The organism is Thioalkalivibrio sp. ALE14, assembly GCF_000376845.1.
In the GTDB taxonomy this organism is placed as follows: Bacteria; Pseudomonadota; Gammaproteobacteria; order Ectothiorhodospirales; family Ectothiorhodospiraceae; genus Thioalkalivibrio.
Genome location: NZ_AQXY01000008.1, coordinates 1 through 15966, shown reverse-complemented (window position 1 = coordinate 15966; position 15966 = coordinate 1). Strand labels below are relative to the sequence as shown.

Annotated in this window: 13 protein-coding genes and 1 tRNA gene; all 14 read right to left on the bottom strand. The window is 64.1% G+C overall.

Features of this window, described 5'->3' with window-relative positions; all coding sequences use genetic code 11:
- Window positions 1-110, bottom strand: a 110-nt coding sequence (locus F572_RS14895) for a GTP-binding protein (protein ID WP_038033848.1), incomplete at its 3' end; no start/stop codon positions are given.
- 44 nt (window positions 111-154) lie between these two features.
- The gene (gene fusA / locus F572_RS0100350; protein ID WP_017940459.1) at window positions 155-2251 is read right to left on the bottom strand and encodes an elongation factor G; all 2097 of its coding nucleotides are present in this window, start codon (window positions 2249-2251) and stop codon (window positions 155-157) included.
- Window positions 2252-2272: 21 nt separating this feature from the next.
- Window positions 2273-2740 carry a 30S ribosomal protein S7 gene (gene rpsG / locus F572_RS0100345; RefSeq protein ID WP_017940460.1) on the bottom strand — a complete coding sequence of 156 codons (468 nt, stop codon included), beginning with the start codon at window positions 2738-2740 and terminating at the stop codon, window positions 2273-2275.
- A 26-nt stretch (window positions 2741-2766) separates the two neighbouring features.
- The gene (gene rpsL / locus F572_RS0100340) at window positions 2767-3144 is read right to left on the bottom strand and encodes a 30S ribosomal protein S12 (protein ID WP_017940461.1); all 378 of its coding nucleotides are present in this window, start codon (window positions 3142-3144) and stop codon (window positions 2767-2769) included.
- Between the two features lie 108 nt (window positions 3145-3252).
- A complete protein-coding gene (gene rpoC / locus F572_RS0100335; protein ID WP_017940462.1) occupies window positions 3253-7473 on the bottom strand; it encodes a DNA-directed RNA polymerase subunit beta' in 4221 nt (1406 codons plus the stop codon).
- Window positions 7474-7543: 70 nt separating this feature from the next.
- On the bottom strand, window positions 7544-11623 hold the full coding sequence (gene rpoB / locus F572_RS0100330; RefSeq protein WP_017940463.1) for a DNA-directed RNA polymerase subunit beta: 4080 nt from the start codon (window positions 11621-11623) through the stop codon (window positions 7544-7546).
- Window positions 11624-11754: 131 nt separating this feature from the next.
- On the bottom strand, window positions 11755-12135 hold the full coding sequence (gene rplL / locus F572_RS0100325; protein ID WP_017940464.1) for a 50S ribosomal protein L7/L12: 381 nt from the start codon (window positions 12133-12135) through the stop codon (window positions 11755-11757).
- A gap of 69 nt (window positions 12136-12204) precedes the next feature.
- Window positions 12205-12726 (bottom strand): 50S ribosomal protein L10, encoded by a 522-nt coding sequence (gene rplJ, locus F572_RS0100320; RefSeq protein WP_017940465.1) that lies wholly within the window; start codon window positions 12724-12726, stop codon window positions 12205-12207.
- A 213-nt stretch (window positions 12727-12939) separates the two neighbouring features.
- Window positions 12940-13635: a 50S ribosomal protein L1 gene (rplA, locus tag F572_RS0100315; RefSeq protein WP_017940466.1), complete on the bottom strand. Its 696-nt coding sequence runs from the start codon at window positions 13633-13635 to the stop codon at window positions 12940-12942.
- A gap of 1 nt (window position 13636) precedes the next feature.
- On the bottom strand, window positions 13637-14068 hold the full coding sequence (rplK, locus tag F572_RS0100310; protein WP_017940467.1) for a 50S ribosomal protein L11: 432 nt from the start codon (window positions 14066-14068) through the stop codon (window positions 13637-13639).
- Window positions 14069-14135: 67 nt separating this feature from the next.
- Complete coding sequence (gene nusG, locus F572_RS0100305) at window positions 14136-14669, bottom strand: transcription termination/antitermination protein NusG (RefSeq protein ID WP_017940468.1); 534 nt, start codon at window positions 14667-14669, stop codon at window positions 14136-14138.
- Between the two features lie 18 nt (window positions 14670-14687).
- Window positions 14688-15053, bottom strand: coding sequence for a preprotein translocase subunit SecE (gene secE / locus F572_RS0100300; RefSeq protein ID WP_017940469.1), 366 nt, complete (start codon window positions 15051-15053; stop codon window positions 14688-14690).
- 37 nt (window positions 15054-15090) lie between these two features.
- Window positions 15091-15166: transfer RNA gene (locus F572_RS0100295), tRNA-Trp, on the bottom strand.
- An 86-nt stretch (window positions 15167-15252) separates the two neighbouring features.
- Window positions 15253-15966 (bottom strand): EF-Tu/IF-2/RF-3 family GTPase (locus F572_RS0100290; RefSeq protein WP_018158276.1); only part of this gene is annotated, 714 nt, incomplete at its 5' end.

Here is a 15966-nt window from a genome sequence, read left to right as displayed (position 1 = left end):
CCCAGCACCGCCGTCATCGCCGCCGTCAGCGTCGTTTTCCCATGGTCCACATGACCAATCGTCCCCACATTCACATGCGGCTTCTTACGCTCGAACTTTTCCTTGGACACAGCTCAAACCTCTTGCAGTTCTTTCAAATATCGCGAATTCGGGATCAGGACGCCTTGGCGGCAACCGCCTCGGCGATCTGGGCGGGGGCCTCGGCGTACTTCTCGAATTCCATCGAGTAGGTCGCGCGGCCCTGGCTCATCGAGCGCAGCTGGGTCGAGTAGCCGAACATCTCGGACAGCGGCACCTCGGCCCGCAGCAACTTCTGGCCGGCCACGTCTTCCATGCCCTTGACCAGTCCGCGACGGCGGTTGAGGTCGCCCATCACGTCGCCCATGTACTCTTCCGGCGTCTCCACCTCGACCTTCATCATCGGTTCCAGCAGGACCGCACCGGCCTTCAGCGCGCCCTCCTTGAAGGCCATCGATCCGGCCACCTTGAACGCCATCTCGTTGGAGTCGACGTCATGGTAGGAACCGTCGAACAGGGTGACCTTGACGTCCTCCACCGGATACCCGGCGAGCACACCGTTGCCCATCTGTTCCTCGATACCCTTGGAGACGGCCGGGATGTAGTCCTTCGGCACTACGCCGCCGACGATGGCGTTCTCGAACTTGTAGCCTTCGCCCGGCTCCAGAGGCTCGATGCGGATCCAGACGTGGCCGTACTGGCCGCGACCGCCCGACTGGCGCACGAACTTGCCTTCCTGCTCGACCGTCTTGCGAACCGTCTCGCGGTAGGCGACCTGCGGCTGGCCAACGTTCGCCTCGACCTTGAACTCGCGCTTCATGCGGTCGACCAGCACCTCGAGGTGCAGCTCGCCCATGCCGGAAATGATCGTCTGGCCGGATTCCTCGTCGGTCCGCACACGGAACGACGGATCTTCCTGGGCCAGCTTGTTCAGGGCGATGCCCATCTTTTCCTGGTCGGTCTTGGTCTTCGGCTCGACCGCGATGGAGATAACCGGATCCGGAAACTCCATGCGTTCCAGCTCGACCGGATTGTTCGGGTCGCACAGGGTGCTCCCGGTGTACAGATCCTTCAGGCCGACCACAGCGCCGATATCCCCTGCGCGCAGTTCCTTGATCTCCTCACGGGAGTTGGAATGCATCTGCAGGATACGCCCGATGCGTTCGCGACGGTTGTTCTGCGTGTTCAGCACCGAGTCACCGGCCGACAGCACGCCCGAGTAGACGCGCACGAACGTCAAGGAGCCGACGTAGGGGTCGGTCATGATCTTGAACGCCAGGGCCGCGAACGGCTCGTCGTCCGAGGCGTGCTTCTCGACCGGCTCTTCCGTCCCGGCCTTCACACCCTTGATCGCCTTGACCTCTTCCGGAGAGGGCAGGTACTCGACCACGGCGTCCAGCATCGCCTGCACGCCCTTGTTCTTGAACGCGGAGCCGCACAGCATCGGCACGATTTCGAGCTCGATGGTGCGATGGCGCAGGGCGGACTTGATCTCTTCCTCGCTGAGGGTGCCCTCGTTGAGGTACTTGTCCATCAGCTCCTCGTTGGCTTCGGCGGCGGCCTCGAGCATGTTCTCGCGCCACTTGTCGGCCTCGGCCTTGAGGTCGTCCGGGATGTCCTTGTACTCGAAGGAGATACCGAAGTTGTCCTCGTCCCAGTAGATCGCCTGCATCTTGACCAGGTCGATCACGCCCTTGAACTGGTCTTCGGCTCCGATCGGCAGCTGGATCGGCACCGGATTGGCCTGCAGGCGCTCCTTCATCTGCTCGTAGACACGCAGGAAGTCGGCGCCGGCTCGGTCCATCTTGTTCACGAAGGCCATGCGCGGAACGGCGTACTTCGTCGCCTGCCGCCACACGGTCTCGGACTGGGGCTGCACCCCGCCCACGGCGCAGTACACCATCACCGCGCCGTCCAGGACGCGCATGGAGCGCTCGACCTCGATGGTGAAGTCCACGTGCCCGGGGGTATCGATGATATTCACCCGGTGCTCGTCAAACTGCTTGGCCATACCGGACCAGAAGCTCGTGGTGGCCGCGGAGGTAATCGTGATCCCGCGCTCCTGCTCCTGTTCCATCCAGTCCATCACGGCCGCACCGTCATGCACTTCGCCGATCTTGTGCGACAGGCCGGTGTAGAACAGGATGCGCTCGGTCGTCGTCGTCTTGCCGGCGTCGATGTGCGCGCTGATCCCGATGTTCCGGTAGCGCTTAAGTGGAGTCTTGCGTGCCACGGTGAGCCTCTCTAAACAGATTTACCAGCGGAAATGGGCGAACGCCTTGTTCGCTTCCGCCATACGGTGAGTGTCTTCGCGCTTCTTGACGGCCGAGCCCTTGCTGTCGGACGCGTCCATCAGCTCGCCGGCCAGCTTCAGGGCCATGGTGCGCTCGCCGCGCTTGCGGGCGGCCTCGACCACCCAGCGCATGGCCAGCGCGTCCTGACGCACGGAGCGCACTTCCACCGGAACCTGGTAGGTCGCACCGCCGACGCGGCGCGACTTGACCTCGACGCGCGGACGGATGTTGTCCAGGGCACGCTCCAGCGCACCCATCCCGTCGCCCTGCTTGGCTTCGATCTGATCCAGGGCGCCATACACGACCTGCTCGGCGACGGACTTCTTGCCGTCGCGCATGACCGTGTTGATGAACTTGGCCAGGCGCTCGCTTCCGAACTTCGGGTCGGGGAGGATGTGACGCTTGGGGGCAGCTGCTCTTCTAGACATGTTTCAGTTCCCGGACTGGATCAGGGTTAGGATTTCTTCGGCCGCTTGGTGCCGTACTTGGACCGGCCCTGGGCGCGCTTCTGCACGCCCTGGGTATCCAGGCTTCCGCGCACCGTGTGGTAACGCACACCCGGGAGGTCCTTTACACGGCCACCACGGATCAGGACCACCGAGTGCTCCTGCAGGTTGTGGCCTTCCCCGCCGATGTAGCTACTGACTTCGTAGCCGTTGGTCAGCCGCACGCGCGCAACCTTGCGCAGGGCCGAGTTCGGCTTCTTCGGGGTGGTCGTGTAGACACGGGTGCAGACCCCGCGCTTCTGCGGGGAACCCTGCAGCGCCGGCACATCGCTCTTTTCAACGGGGCGCTTGCGGGGCTTGCGTACCAACTGGTTGATCGTGGCCATGAAACCCTTTCTCCTAGCCTAAAAATAACGACAGGCCGGCGCCGAGACCGGCCTGTCGAGGGAGCGGAATTCTAATCGCCGCCCCCGTGAGTGTCAAGGTGGGACGGGTCACTCGGACCCGTCTTCCGTGGTACCCGGATCGGTGGTGGCCGATTCGGACTCGGCGGGGACCGCCTGCGCCTCCTCGATCGCCTCGAACTCGGGCATTTCCAGGGCGCGCTTGCGACGGCGCTCCTTGTGATAGGCGAGACCCGTCCCGGCCGGGATCAGGCGTCCGACAATCACGTTCTCCTTCAGACCGCGCAGGTCGTCACGCGCCCCGCGGGTGGAGGCCTCGGTCAGCACACGGGTGGTCTCCTGGAAGGAGGCCGCCGAGATGAACGACTCGGTGACCAGCGATGCCTTGGTGATACCCAGGAGCACGCGCTCGTAGGTCGCCGGCTGCTGATCCGCGCCCAGCTGCTCGTTCTCCTCCAGGACACGCGTGCGGTCCACCTGGTCTCCGGCGAGGAACTTGGTGTCGCCCGCGTCGACGATATTCACCTTGCGCATCATCTGGCGAACGATCACCTCGATGTGCTTGTCGTTGATCTTCACGCCCTGCAGGCGGTAGACGTCCTGGATCTCCTGCACCTGGTACTCGGCCAGGGTGGTCACGCCCCGCAGGCGGAGGATGTCGTGCGGATCCAGCTCGCCATCGACCACGACCTCGCCACGCTCCACGCGCTCGCCCTCGAACACGTTGACGGTGCGCAGCTTCGGAATCAGCATCTCGACCGCGTCGCCCTGGTCCGGCGTAATCACCAGCCGCTGCTTGCCCTTGGTCTCCTTGCCGAAGGACACGGTACCCGAGATCTCCGCCAGCACGGCCGGCTCCTTCGGACGCCGAGCCTCGAACAGGTCGGCCACGCGCGGCAGACCGCCGGTGATGTCACGGGTCTTGGAGGATTCCTGCGGCAGGCGGGCGATGACATCCCCCACCTCGACCCGGGCGTTGTCCTCCAGGTTGAAGATCGCGTTGGCCGGGAGCATGTACTGCGCGGGCATGTCCGTGCCCGGGATGTACACCTCGTTACCGTCATCGCCGAGCAGCTTGACCGTCGGCCGCAGGTCCTTGCCGGCCGAAGAGCGGCTCTTCGGATCCAGGACCACGTTCGAGGACAGGCCCGTGAACTCGTCGGTCTCCTTGGTGACCGTCACGTTCTCGACAAAGTCCTGCAGACGGATGTTACCGGCCACCTCGGTCACGATCGGGTGGGTATGCGGATCCCAGGTCGCGACCTCCTGGCCGGCCTCGACGGTATCCCCGTCGTGGACGGTGATGGTCGCGCCGTACGGGATCTTGTAGCGCTCGCGCTCGCGACCCTGTTCGTCGATCACGCCCAGCTCTCCGGAACGCGAGACCGCGACCAGGTTGCCGGCCTTGTTGGTGACCGTCTTCAGGTTATGCAGGCGGGCGGATCCCGAGTTCTTCACCTGGATCGCGCTGACCGTCACGGCACGGCTGGCGGCCCCGCCGATATGGAAGGTCCGCATGGTCAGCTGGGTACCCGGCTCGCCGATCGACTGCGCGGCGATAACGCCCACGGCCTCACCGGCGTTGACCTCGTGGCCGCGGGCCAGATCACGACCGTAGCACTTGGCACAGATGCCCTGACGGGTCTCGCAGGTGATGGCGGAGCGCACCAGCACCTCGTCGACGGAAGCGGCGTCCAGCGTATCCACCAGGGCCTCGTCCAGCAGTGTGCCGGCCGGGATCAGCACCTCGTCGGTACCCGGGCGCAGCACGTCCACCGCCGTGGTCCGGCCGAGCACGCGATCCCGCAGCGGTTCCACGACGTCGCCGCCTTCGATGATCGGCTTCATCAGGAGACCCTGCTGGGTACCGCAGTCCGGCTCGGTCACCACCACGTCCTGGGAGACATCCACCAGCCGACGGGTCAGGTAACCGGAGTTCGCGGTCTTCAACGCGGTATCCGCGAGGCCCTTGCGCGCCCCGTGGGTGGAGATGAAGTACTGCAGGACGTTCAGGCCCTCGCGGAAATTCGCGGTGATCGGGGTCTCGATGATGGAGCCGTCCGGCTTGGCCATCAGGCCGCGCATGCCGGCCAGCTGTCGGATCTGCGCGGCGGAACCACGTGCCCCGGAATCGGCCATCATGAAGATCGAGTTGAAGGAGTTCTGCTCGACCGTCTCGCCGTCCTTGTTGGTGACCTGTTCCTTGCCGAGGCGCTCCATCATGGCCTTGGCGACCTGGTCGTTGCAGTGCGACCAGATGTCCACGACCTTGTTGTAGCGTTCGCCCTTGGTGACGAGGCCCGAGGCGTACTGATCCTCGATCTCCTTCACCTGTTCCTCGGCGCCCTGCAGGATCGGCCCCTTCTCGTCCGGGATCACCATGTCGTCGGCGCAGAACGACACGCCGGCACGGGTGGAATAGTAGAAGCCCGCGTACATCAGCTGGTCCGCGAACACCACCGTGTCCTTCAGACCCAGCCGGCGATAGCACTGGTTAATCAGCCCGGAGATCGCCTTCTTGTTCAGCTCGCGGTCGATCAGCTCGAACGGCAGGCCCTTGGGCATGATGCGCGACAGGATCGCGCGGCCCACGGTGGTTTCCACGCGCATGGTCGGCAGGGATTCGCCCTCGCCGACCTCGGCCATGGTGTCCGCGATACGGACCGTGATGCGTGCATGCAGGTCGACCTGCTTGTGTTCGTAGGCGCGGTGCACCTCGTCCACGTCGGAGAAGGTCATACCCTCGCCCTTGGCGTTCACCTTCTCGCGCGACAGGTAGTACAGACCCAGCACGATATCCTGGGACGGCACGATGATCGGCTCGCCGTTGGCCGGAGAGAGCACGTTGTTGGAGGACAGCATCAGCGTGCGCGCCTCCAGCTGGGCCTCCAGCGACAGCGGCACGTGCACGGCCATCTGGTCCCCGTCGAAGTCCGCGTTGAACGCGGCGCAGACCAGCGGGTGCAGCTGGATCGCCTTGCCCTCGATCAGCACCGGCTCGAACGCCTGGATACCCAGACGGTGCAGGGTCGGCGCCCGGTTCAGCATCACCGGGTGTTCACGAATCACCTCTTCGAGGATATCCCAGACCTCGGGACCTTCCTTCTCGACCGCCTTCTTCGCGGCCTTGATGGTGGTCGCCAGGCCGCGACGTTGCAGCTTGCCGAAGATGAACGGCTTGAACAGCTCCAGCGCCATGCGCTTCGGCAGGCCGCACTGGTGCAGGCGCAGGGTCGGGCCCACCACGATCACGGAGCGACCGGAGTAGTCGACGCGCTTGCCCAGCAGGTTCTGGCGGAAGCGGCCCTGCTTGCCCTTGATCATGTCGGCCAGGGACTTCAGCGGGCGCTTGTTGGTGCCGGTGATCGCACGGCCGCGACGGCCGTTGTCCAGCAGCGCATCCACGGACTCCTGCAGCATGCGCTTTTCGTTGCGCACGATGATATCCGGGGCGTTCAGCTCCAGCAGGCGGCGCAGACGGTTGTTGCGGTTGATCACCCGGCGGTAGAGGTCGTTCAGGTCGGAGGTCGCGAAACGACCGCCGTCCAGCGGCACCAGCGGACGCAGGTCCGGCGGCAGCACCGGCAGGACCTTCATGATCATCCACTCCGGCTTGTTGCCGGAGTCGAGGAAGGACTCCACCAGCTTGAGGCGCTTGCCGAAGCGCTTGATCTTGGTCTCGGAACCGGTCTCGGCCAGTTCCTGACGCAGCTTGGCGGCCTCGGCCTGCAGGTCCATCTCCTTGAGCAGGCTCAGCACGGCCTCGGCGCCCATCAGCGCGGTGAAGTCGTCACCGTGCTCCTCCATCGCCTCGAGGTATTCCTCGTCGGTCAGGAGCTGGCGCTTTTCCAGCGTGGTGAAGCCCGGGTCGGTCACGATGAAGGACTCGAAATAGAGCACCTTCTCGATGTCCTTCAGGGTCATGTCGAGCAGCAGCCCGATGCGCGACGGCAGGCTCTTCAGATACCAGATGTGCGCGACCGGGGAGGCCAGATCGATATGCCCCATGCGCTCGCGGCGCACCTTGGTCTGGGTCACCTCCACGCCGCATTTCTCGCAGACCACGCCGCGATGCTTCAGGCGCTTGTACTTGCCGCACAGGCACTCGTAGTCCTTCACCGGCCCGAAGATCTTCGCGCAGAACAGGCCGTCACGTTCCGGCTTGAAGGTCCGGTAGTTGATGGTCTCCGGCTTCTTCACCTCGCCAAAGGACCAGGAACGGATCTGGTCCGGGGACGCCAGGCCGATGCGGATCGCATCGAACTCTTCCGGCTGGGTCTGCTGCTTGAACAGATTCAGGAGGTCTTTCATTCGCTTGCCTCACAAACTTGGTTTCGAGGGGCGCGCACGCCCCGTCGGATCACATTCGGATCGGAGAAGATCAGTCCTGCTCGAGCTCGATATTGATACCGAGCGCCTTGATCTCCTTCATGAGCACGTTGAACGACTCGGGGACGTTGGCCTCCATGTGGTGCTCACCGTCAACGATGTTCTTGTACATCTTGTTACGGCCCTGCACGTCGTCCGCCTTCACGGTCAGCATTTCCTGCAGGGTGTAGGCGGCGCCGTAGGCCTCCAGTGCCCAGACCTCCATTTCGCCGAAGCGCTGGCCGCCGAACTGCGCCTTGCCGCCCAGCGGCTGCTGGGTGACCAGGGAGTACGGGCCGGTGGAACGCGCGTGCATCTTGTCGTCCACCAGGTGGTTCAGCTTCAGCATGTGCATGTAGCCCACGGTGACCGGACGATCGAATTCGTCGCCGGTACGGCCGTCGTACAGCTGGGCCTGCCCGGTCTCGGGCAGGTCGGCGAGGCGCAGCATCTCCTTGATCTCGGCCTCTTCGGCGCCGTCGAATACCGGCGTCGCCATCGGCACGCCACCGCGCAGGTTCCGGCAGAGGGTGATGATCTCGGCATCCGACATGGAGTCGAGGTCCACCTTCTTCTCGCGGTGGTTGTAGATCTTGTCGAGGAACTCGCGCAGCTTCGCGATCTCGGCCTGCGCCTCCAGCATGCGATTGATCTTGTCGCCCAGGCCCTTGGCGGCCCACCCGAGGTGAACCTCCAGCACCTGCCCGACGTTCATGCGCGAGGGCACGCCCAGCGGGTTCAGCACCACGTCGACCGGGGTCCCGTCCTCGAGGAACGGCATGTCCTCTTCCGGCACGATCATCGAGATCACGCCCTTGTTCCCGTGGCGGCCGGCCATCTTGTCGCCCGGCTGCAAGCGGCGCTTAACGGCCACGTAGACCTTGACCATCTTCTGCACGCCCGGCGGCAGGTCGTCGCCCGCGGCCAGCTTGGCCTTCTGGTGCTCGAACTTCTTCTCGAACGCCTCGTGCTGGTCCTTGATCTGGCGACCCAGGTCCTCCAGCTGGCTGTTGACCGCGTCATCCTGCAGACGCACCTCGAACCACTTGTCGCGCGACAGGCCCTGCAGGTACTTCTTCGTGACCTTGGACCCGTCACCCAGGCCATCCGGGCCCCCGGCGGCGGTCTTGTTCACCAGCAGCTTCTCGACGCGTGCGTAGATGTCGTCCTCGTAGATACGCAGCTGGTCCTTCAGGTCCTTCTGCACGGCGGCGAGATCGTCGGCCTCGATCGACTTCGCGCGGGCGTCCTTCTCGACACCGTCACGGGTGAACACGCGCACGTCGATCACGGTCCCCTCGATACCGGAGGGCACGCGCAGGGAGGTGTCCTTCACGTCCGAGGCCTTCTCGCCAAAGATCGCCCTCAGGAGCTTCTCTTCCGGGGTCAGCTGAGTCTCGCCCTTCGGGGTGACCTTGCCGACCAGGATGTCGCCGGGGTTCACCTCGGCACCGACATAGACCACGCCGGACTCGTCCAGCTTGTTCAGCAGCGACTCGGAGACGTTCGGGATGTCCGCGGTGATCTCTTCCTGACCCAGCTTGGTGTCGCGGGCGACACAGTTGAGCTCCTCAATGTGGATCGTGGTGTAGCGGTCTTCCTGCACCACGCGCTCGGAGATCAGGATCGAGTCCTCGAAGTTGTAGCCGTTCCACGGCATGAACGCGACCATCATGTTCTGGCCCAGCGCCAGCTCGCCCATGTCGGTGGACGAGCCGTCCGCGATGGCGTCACCACGGGCGATCTCGTCGCCCACCGCAACCAGCGGGCGCTGGTTGATGGAGGTGTTCTGGTTGGAACGCGAGTACTTGGTCAGGTTGTAGATGTCCACGCCCGGCTCGCCGGCGACGGTCTCGTCGTCGTTCACGCGGACCACCACACGGCCGGCGTCGACCGAATCCACGGTCCCGCCGCGCTTGGCGACGATCGCGGAACCCGAATCGATGGCCACGGCGCGTTCGATGCCGGTGCCCACCAGCGGCTTGTCGGCACGCAGGCACGGCACGGCCTGGCGCTGCATGTTCGCACCCATCAGGGCGCGGTTCGCGTCGTCGTGCTCGAGGAATGGCAGCAGCGCGGCCGCGACCGACACGATCTGCTTCGGCGAGATATCCATGTACTGGATCTTGTCCGGCGTCGAGATCGTGAACTCTTCCTGGTGACGGCACGAGACCAGGTCGTCACTCAGGCGACCTTCCTCGTCCATCGCTGCGTTCGCCTGGGCGATCACGTACTGGCTCTCCTCGATCGCGGAGAGATACACGATCTCCTCGGTGACCTTGCCGTCCTCGACCTTGCGATACGGCGTCTCCAGGAAGCCGTAGCGGTTGGTGCGGGCGTACACGGCCAGCGAGTTAATCAGGCCGATGTTCGGGCCTTCCGGCGTCTCGATCGGGCAGACGCGACCGTAGTGCGTCGGATGCACGTCACGCACCTCGAAGCCGGCGCGTTCGCGGGTCAGGCCACCCGGCCCGAGCGCCGAGATGCGCCGCTTGTGGGTCACCTCGGACAGCGGGTTATTCTGGTCCATGAACTGCGACAGCTGGCTGGACCCGAAGAATTCCTTGACCGCGGCGGCCACCGGCTTGGCGTTGATCAGCTCCTGCGGCATCAGGCCCTCGCTCTCGGCGACGGTCAGGCGCTCCTTCACGGCGCGCTCGACGCGCACCAGGCCCAGACGGAACTGGTTCTCCGCCATCTCCCCCACGCTGCGGATACGGCGGTTGCCCAGGTGGTCGATGTCGTCGGTCCGGCCGTTGCCGTTGCGCAGGTCGATCAGGACCTTGAGCACATCCAGGATGTCCTCCGGCGACAGCACGCCCTCGCCCTCGTCGGTCTCGCGACCGACGCGGCGGTTGAACTTCATCCGGCCCACGGCGGAGAGGTCGTAGCGGTCCTCGGAGAAGAACAGGTTGGAGAACAGGTTCTCCGCTGCGTCCTTGGTCGGCGGCTCGCCGGGACGCATCACGCGGTAGATCTCGACCTGCGCCTCCAGCTGCGTCTTGGTCGGATCCAGACGCAGGGTGTCCGACATGTACGGACCGTGGTCGTAGTCATTGGTGTAGATCGTCTGCAGGGTCTTCACGCCCTCGGCGCGCAGCTTGTCCAGCAGCTCCTGGGTCAGCGCGTCATTGGCGTTGGCGATCAGCTCGCCGGTGGATTCGTCCACCACGCCCTTGGCCAGCACACGGCCCAGCAGGTACTCGTCCGGCACCCGCAGGGTATTGATGCCCGCCTTCTCGATCTCCCGGATATGGCGGGGCGTAATGCGACGGCCGGCCTCCACGATGACCTTTTCGCCATCGGTGATGTCGACCACGGCGGTCTCGCCGCGCATGCGCTCGGGGATCAGGTCCAGCTCGCCGCCGTCTTCGTCGAGGGTGAGCTGATTGAAATCGAAAAAGGTGTCCAGGATCTCTTCGGTATCCATGCCCAGTGCGCGCAGCAGGATCGAAGCCGGCAGCTTGCGGCGACGGTCGATACGCACATAGACCCCGTCCTTGGCGTCGAACTCGAAGTCAAGCCAGGAACCGCGGTACGGAATGATCCGCGCGTTGTAGAGCAGCTTCTGCGAGCTGCCCTGGGTCTTGCCCTTGTCGCTGTCGAAGAACACGCCCGGCGAGCGGTGCAACTGCGACACGATCACGCGTTCGGTGCCATTGATGACGAAGGTGCCGTTCTCGGTCATGAGCGGCATCTCGCCCATGTAGACCTCCTGCTCCTTCACTTCCTTGACCACGGTGGAGCCCGCCGGGGCTTCCTTGTCGTGGATCACCAGGCGCAGCAGTACGCGCAGCGGGGCCGCATAGGTCACGCCACGGATCTGGCATTCCTTCACGTCGAACATCGGTTCGCCCAGCCGATAGCTCACGTACTCGAGCTGGACATGACCGGAATAGCTGACGATGGGGAAGACCGACTGAAACGCCGCATGCAGGCCGAGGGGATCACGCCCGTCCGGCGCTTGATCCGCCTGCAGGAAATCCCGATAGGAGGTCAACTGGGTTTCCAGCAGGTACGGGACGTCGAGGATCTGGGGACGCTTCCCGAAGTCCTTGCGGATACGTTTCTTTTCGGTATAACTGAGGGCCATGGCTTACCTCGGAGGCTAGCTGAACAACGCGGAACAAAACCCGCGCCACCACGGGCTGAGGCTGACGACCAAACGGCCGCCAGCCTCAGGGCTTCGTGATGTACACGAAAACAACAGGCGCAAGCGCCTTCTTACTTCAGTTCGACGGTGGCGCCCGCTTCTTCCAGCTCCGTCTTCATCTTCTCGGCCTCGTCCTTCGGCGCGCCTTCCTTCACGGTCGCCGGGACGCCTTCGACCATTTCCTTGGCTTCCTTCAGACCGAGACCGGTCAGGCCGCGAACGACCTTGATGACGCCAACCTTGTTCTCGCCGAAGCTGGACATGACAACGTCAAATTCGTCCTTGGCTTCAGCGGCGGCGGCTTCACCACCACCGGCGGCGGCCGGGGCAGCGGCAACGGCGGCCGCGGCGGACACGCCAAACTTCTCTTCCATCTCGCTGATCAGGTCCACAATTTCCAGGACCGTCATGTTGCCGATGGCTTCCAGGATATCTTCTTTCGAAACGGCCATTTCTTACTCTCCTAACGGGTCGAGCCCGAATTCATTCAGTACTTGCTGCAGAAAAAGGCTTGAAAAGGTTCAGGCTGCCTGTTTCTGGTCACGGATTGCTGCAACGGTACGCACCAGCTTGCCGGGGACTTCGTTCACCGTACGGGCGAACTTGTCGAGCGGCGCCTTCATGGTGGCGAGAAGCTGCGAAAGCGCCTCTTCACGCGTCGGCAGGCTCGCGAGGCGATCGAGATCGTTCGCCCCCATGAGCTGCCCACCAAAGGACACCAGCCGGACCTTCAGCTGATCGTTCTCCTTGGCGAAGTCCTTCACCAGGCGTGCGGCGGAGCTGGGCTCCTCTTCACTGAAGGCCAGGATCAGCGGGCCATGCAGCTCGGGCTGCATGCACTCGAAATCCGTGCCTTCAATCGCGCGCTTGGCGAGGTTGTTCTTCACCACTCGCAGATAGACACCGGAGGACCGTGCCTGCCGACGCAGGGCGGTCATCTGCGCTACCGAGAGACCCCGATATTCCGCGGCGACCGCGGAATGTGCCGAGGCAGCAACCGTAGCCAGTTCCGAGACAATCACCTTCTTGTCATCGAGATTCAAAGCCACGTTGACTCTCCTCTAGTAAGACCACCCGGAGGTGATCGTGAAACCGGGCGAACCCGGTACTGCGGTGCTCCCGTCGCAGGTACTTCCTGAATCGGGTGACACCATCTGCGCAGGCTGGGGTATTAAGCCGGGCCCGAAGGCCCGGCGCCTGCGGTCTTGGATGGCGTGCCGCTTGCGCGACAGCCGACCAAAAACCGTTGTTGTTGCTTACAGGCTCAGCGAGCCCTGATCCACCTTGACGCCCGGACCCATGGTGGTCGAGACCACCACGCCCTTGACGTACTGACCCTTGGAGGTCGCCGGCTTCATCTTGACCAGATCGGCCAGCAAGGCATTCAGGTTGTCGGTGAGGGCACTGGATTCGAAATCCGCCGCGCCAATCGTGCAGTGGACAATACCGCCCTTGTCGGTGCGGTAGCGCACCTGGCCGCCCTTGGCGTTGGTCACCGCGGTGGCCACGTCGGGGGTCACGGTTCCGACCTTCGGGTTCGGCATCAGGCCACGCGGGCCCAGGATCTGGCCCAGCTGGCCGACCACGCGCATCGCGTCCGGGGAGGCGATGACCACGTCGAAATCCATCTGGCCGGCCTTGACCTGTTCGGCGAGGTCGTCCATGCCCACCACGTCGGCACCGGCTTCCTTCGCCGCATCGGCGTTGGCGCCCTGGGTGAACACGGCGACGCGAACGGTCTTGCCGTTGCCGTGCGGCAGCACGGTGGAGCCGCGCACGACCTGGTCGGACTTGCGCGGGTCGACGCCGAGATTCACGGCCACATCGACCGACTCGCGGAACTTCGCCTTGGGCAGGTCACGCAGGATATCGAAGGCCTCGGATACCGGGTACAGGCGGCCCGGCTCGACCTTCTCGCGGATGGCCTGCATACGCTTGGAAAGCTTCGCCATGTCAGAGACCCTCCACTTCGAGGCCCATGCTGCGGGCACTACCGGCAATGGTGCGCACCGCGGCGTCGAGATCGGCCGCGGTCATGTCGGGTTCCTTGGTCTTCGCGATCTCTTCGAGCTGAGCGCGCGTGACCGTACCGACCTTATTGGTATTCGGCTGACCGGAACCCGACTGGATGCCGGCCGCCTTCTTCAGCAGGATCGCGGCTGGCGGCGTCTTGGTAATGAACGTGAAGCTGCGGTCCGCGTACACGGTGATCACCACCGGGATCGGGAGGCCGGGCTCCATCTCCTGGGTCTGGGCGTTGAACGCCTTGCAGAACTCCATGATGTTCACGCCGCGCTGACCCAGCGCCGGGCCCACGGGGGGGCTCGGGTTGGCCTTGCCGGCCGGGACCTGAAGCTTGATATACGCTTCGATTTTCTTTGCCATGAGAACTCCCTCGGGTGCGAACGCCTCTCGGCTCCCCGATTAGCAGGTAACGACGCTTGTGCGTCGGTCAGGTTTTCTCGACTTGGTGGAATTCGAGTTCCACGGGCGTCGAGCGGCCGAAAATCTGGACCGCCACCAGCAGGCGGCTCTTGTCGTAGTTGACCTCTTCGACCACGCCATTGAAGTCGTTGAACGGGCCGTCGATCACGCGGACCATTTCGCCCACCTCGAACAGGACCTTCGGGCGCGGCTTCTCGGCACCTTCCTGCATGCGCTGCAGGATGGCGTCCGCTTCCTTGTCACTGATCGGCGCCGGGCGATCAGCGGTCCCGCCGATGAAGCCGAGCACGCGCGGCACGGCCTTGACCAGATGCCAGGCCTCGTCGTTCAGGTCCATCTGCACCAGCACGTAGCCGGGGAAGAACTTGCGCTCGCTCTTGCGCTTCTGGCCGTCCTTCATCTCGACGACCTCCTCGGTGGGCACGAGGATCTCGCCAAAGTGGTCCTGCATGCCGAAGCGTTCGATGCGCTCCTCCAGGGACCGCTTCACCTGCGCCTCGAAGCCCGAGAATGCCTGTACGACGTACCAGCGTAGTGCCATGGTCGAGAATCCTGATGCTTATCCGATGAACCGACTGATGCCCCAGCCCAGGAACATGTCCAGGAGCCAGAGGAAGATCCCCACCAGGATCACGACAGCAATGACGATCAGCGTGGTCTGGGTCGTCTCGACGCGGGTGGGCCACACCATCTTGCGCACCTCGGTGCGCGCGTTGCCCATGAAGCCGGCGAGCTGGCTGCCCTTGGCGGTCGTCATCCCGATGCCGATGGCGACCCCCACAACGGCGAGCAGCCCGAGGACGCGAATCAGAGTGGATTCGTCCTGGAACCAATAGAAGCCCATGACGCCGGCAATCAGCAGCGCCACGGCCACCGCGAGCTTGACGGTATCAAGCACGCCGGTCTGTTCCGATTGTTCACTCATGAATACGTATCACCCGGTGCTGCCGCCATCCGGAAGATGGCAGGCCAGGAGGGACTCGAACCCCCAACCTGCGGTTTTGGAGACCGCTGCTCTGCCAATTGAGCTACTGGCCTAGAAATCGAATCGACAAGAAACAAACGCGAGAGACGACGCACCCGGCGCCGCCTCTCGCGGTCGATCTGTCAACTTGTCTACTGTATCACTCGATGATCTTGGAGACGACGCCGGCGCCGACGGTGCGGCCGCCTTCGCGGATCGCAAAGCGCAGACCGTCTTCCATCGCGATCGGATTGATCAGGGACACCGTCATCTTGACGTTGTCACCCGGCATCACCATCTCGGTGCCTTCCGGCAGCTCCACCGAACCCGTCACGTCGGTCGTGCGGAAGTAGAACTGCGGACGGTACCCGTTGAAGAACGGCGTATGACGACCGCCCTCTTCCTTGCCCAGGATGTACACCTCGGCTTCAAAGTGCGTGTGCGGGGTGATCGAACCCGGCTTGCACAGCACCTGACCCCGCTGCACGTCGTCACGCTTGGTGCCACGCAGCAGGATGCCGACGTTGTCGCCCGCCTCGCCCTGGTCCAGCAGCTTGCGGAACATCTCGACACCAGTGACGGTGGTCTTCTGGGTGTCGCGAATGCCGACGATCTCGATTTCCTCGCCGACCTTCACCACGCCGCGCTCGACGCGACCGGTCACCACGGTGCCACGACCGGAGATCGAGAAGACGTCTTCCACCGGCATCAGGAACGCACCGTCCACGGCACGCTCGGGCTCCGGAATCCAGCTGTCCATCGCCTCGACCAGCTTGTAGATCGCCGGGGCGCCCACTTCGCTCTCGTCACCTTCCAGCGCCTTCAGCGCGGAACCGGTCACCACCGGGGTATCGTCACCCGGGAAGTCGTAGGA

Coding starts and splice junctions, on each gene's coding strand:
- rpoB (WP_017940463.1), bottom strand. CDS start 11,623: ATGGCCCTCAGTTATACCGAAAAGAAACGTATCCGCAAGGACTTCGGG.
- rplK (WP_017940467.1), bottom strand. CDS start 14,068: ATGGCAAAGAAAATCGAAGCGTATATCAAGCTTCAGGTCCCGGCCGGC.
- secE (WP_017940469.1), bottom strand. CDS start 15,053: ATGAGTGAACAATCGGAACAGACCGGCGTGCTTGATACCGTCAAGCTC.
- rplL (WP_017940464.1), bottom strand. CDS start 12,135: ATGGCCGTTTCGAAAGAAGATATCCTGGAAGCCATCGGCAACATGACG.
- rpsL (WP_017940461.1), bottom strand. CDS start 3,144: ATGGCCACGATCAACCAGTTGGTACGCAAGCCCCGCAAGCGCCCCGTT.
- rpsG (WP_017940460.1), bottom strand. CDS start 2,740: ATGTCTAGAAGAGCAGCTGCCCCCAAGCGTCACATCCTCCCCGACCCG.
- nusG (WP_017940468.1), bottom strand. CDS start 14,669: ATGGCACTACGCTGGTACGTCGTACAGGCATTCTCGGGCTTCGAGGCG.
- rplA (WP_017940466.1), bottom strand. CDS start 13,635: ATGGCGAAGCTTTCCAAGCGTATGCAGGCCATCCGCGAGAAGGTCGAG.
- rpoC (WP_017940462.1), bottom strand. CDS start 7,473: ATGAAAGACCTCCTGAATCTGTTCAAGCAGCAGACCCAGCCGGAAGAG.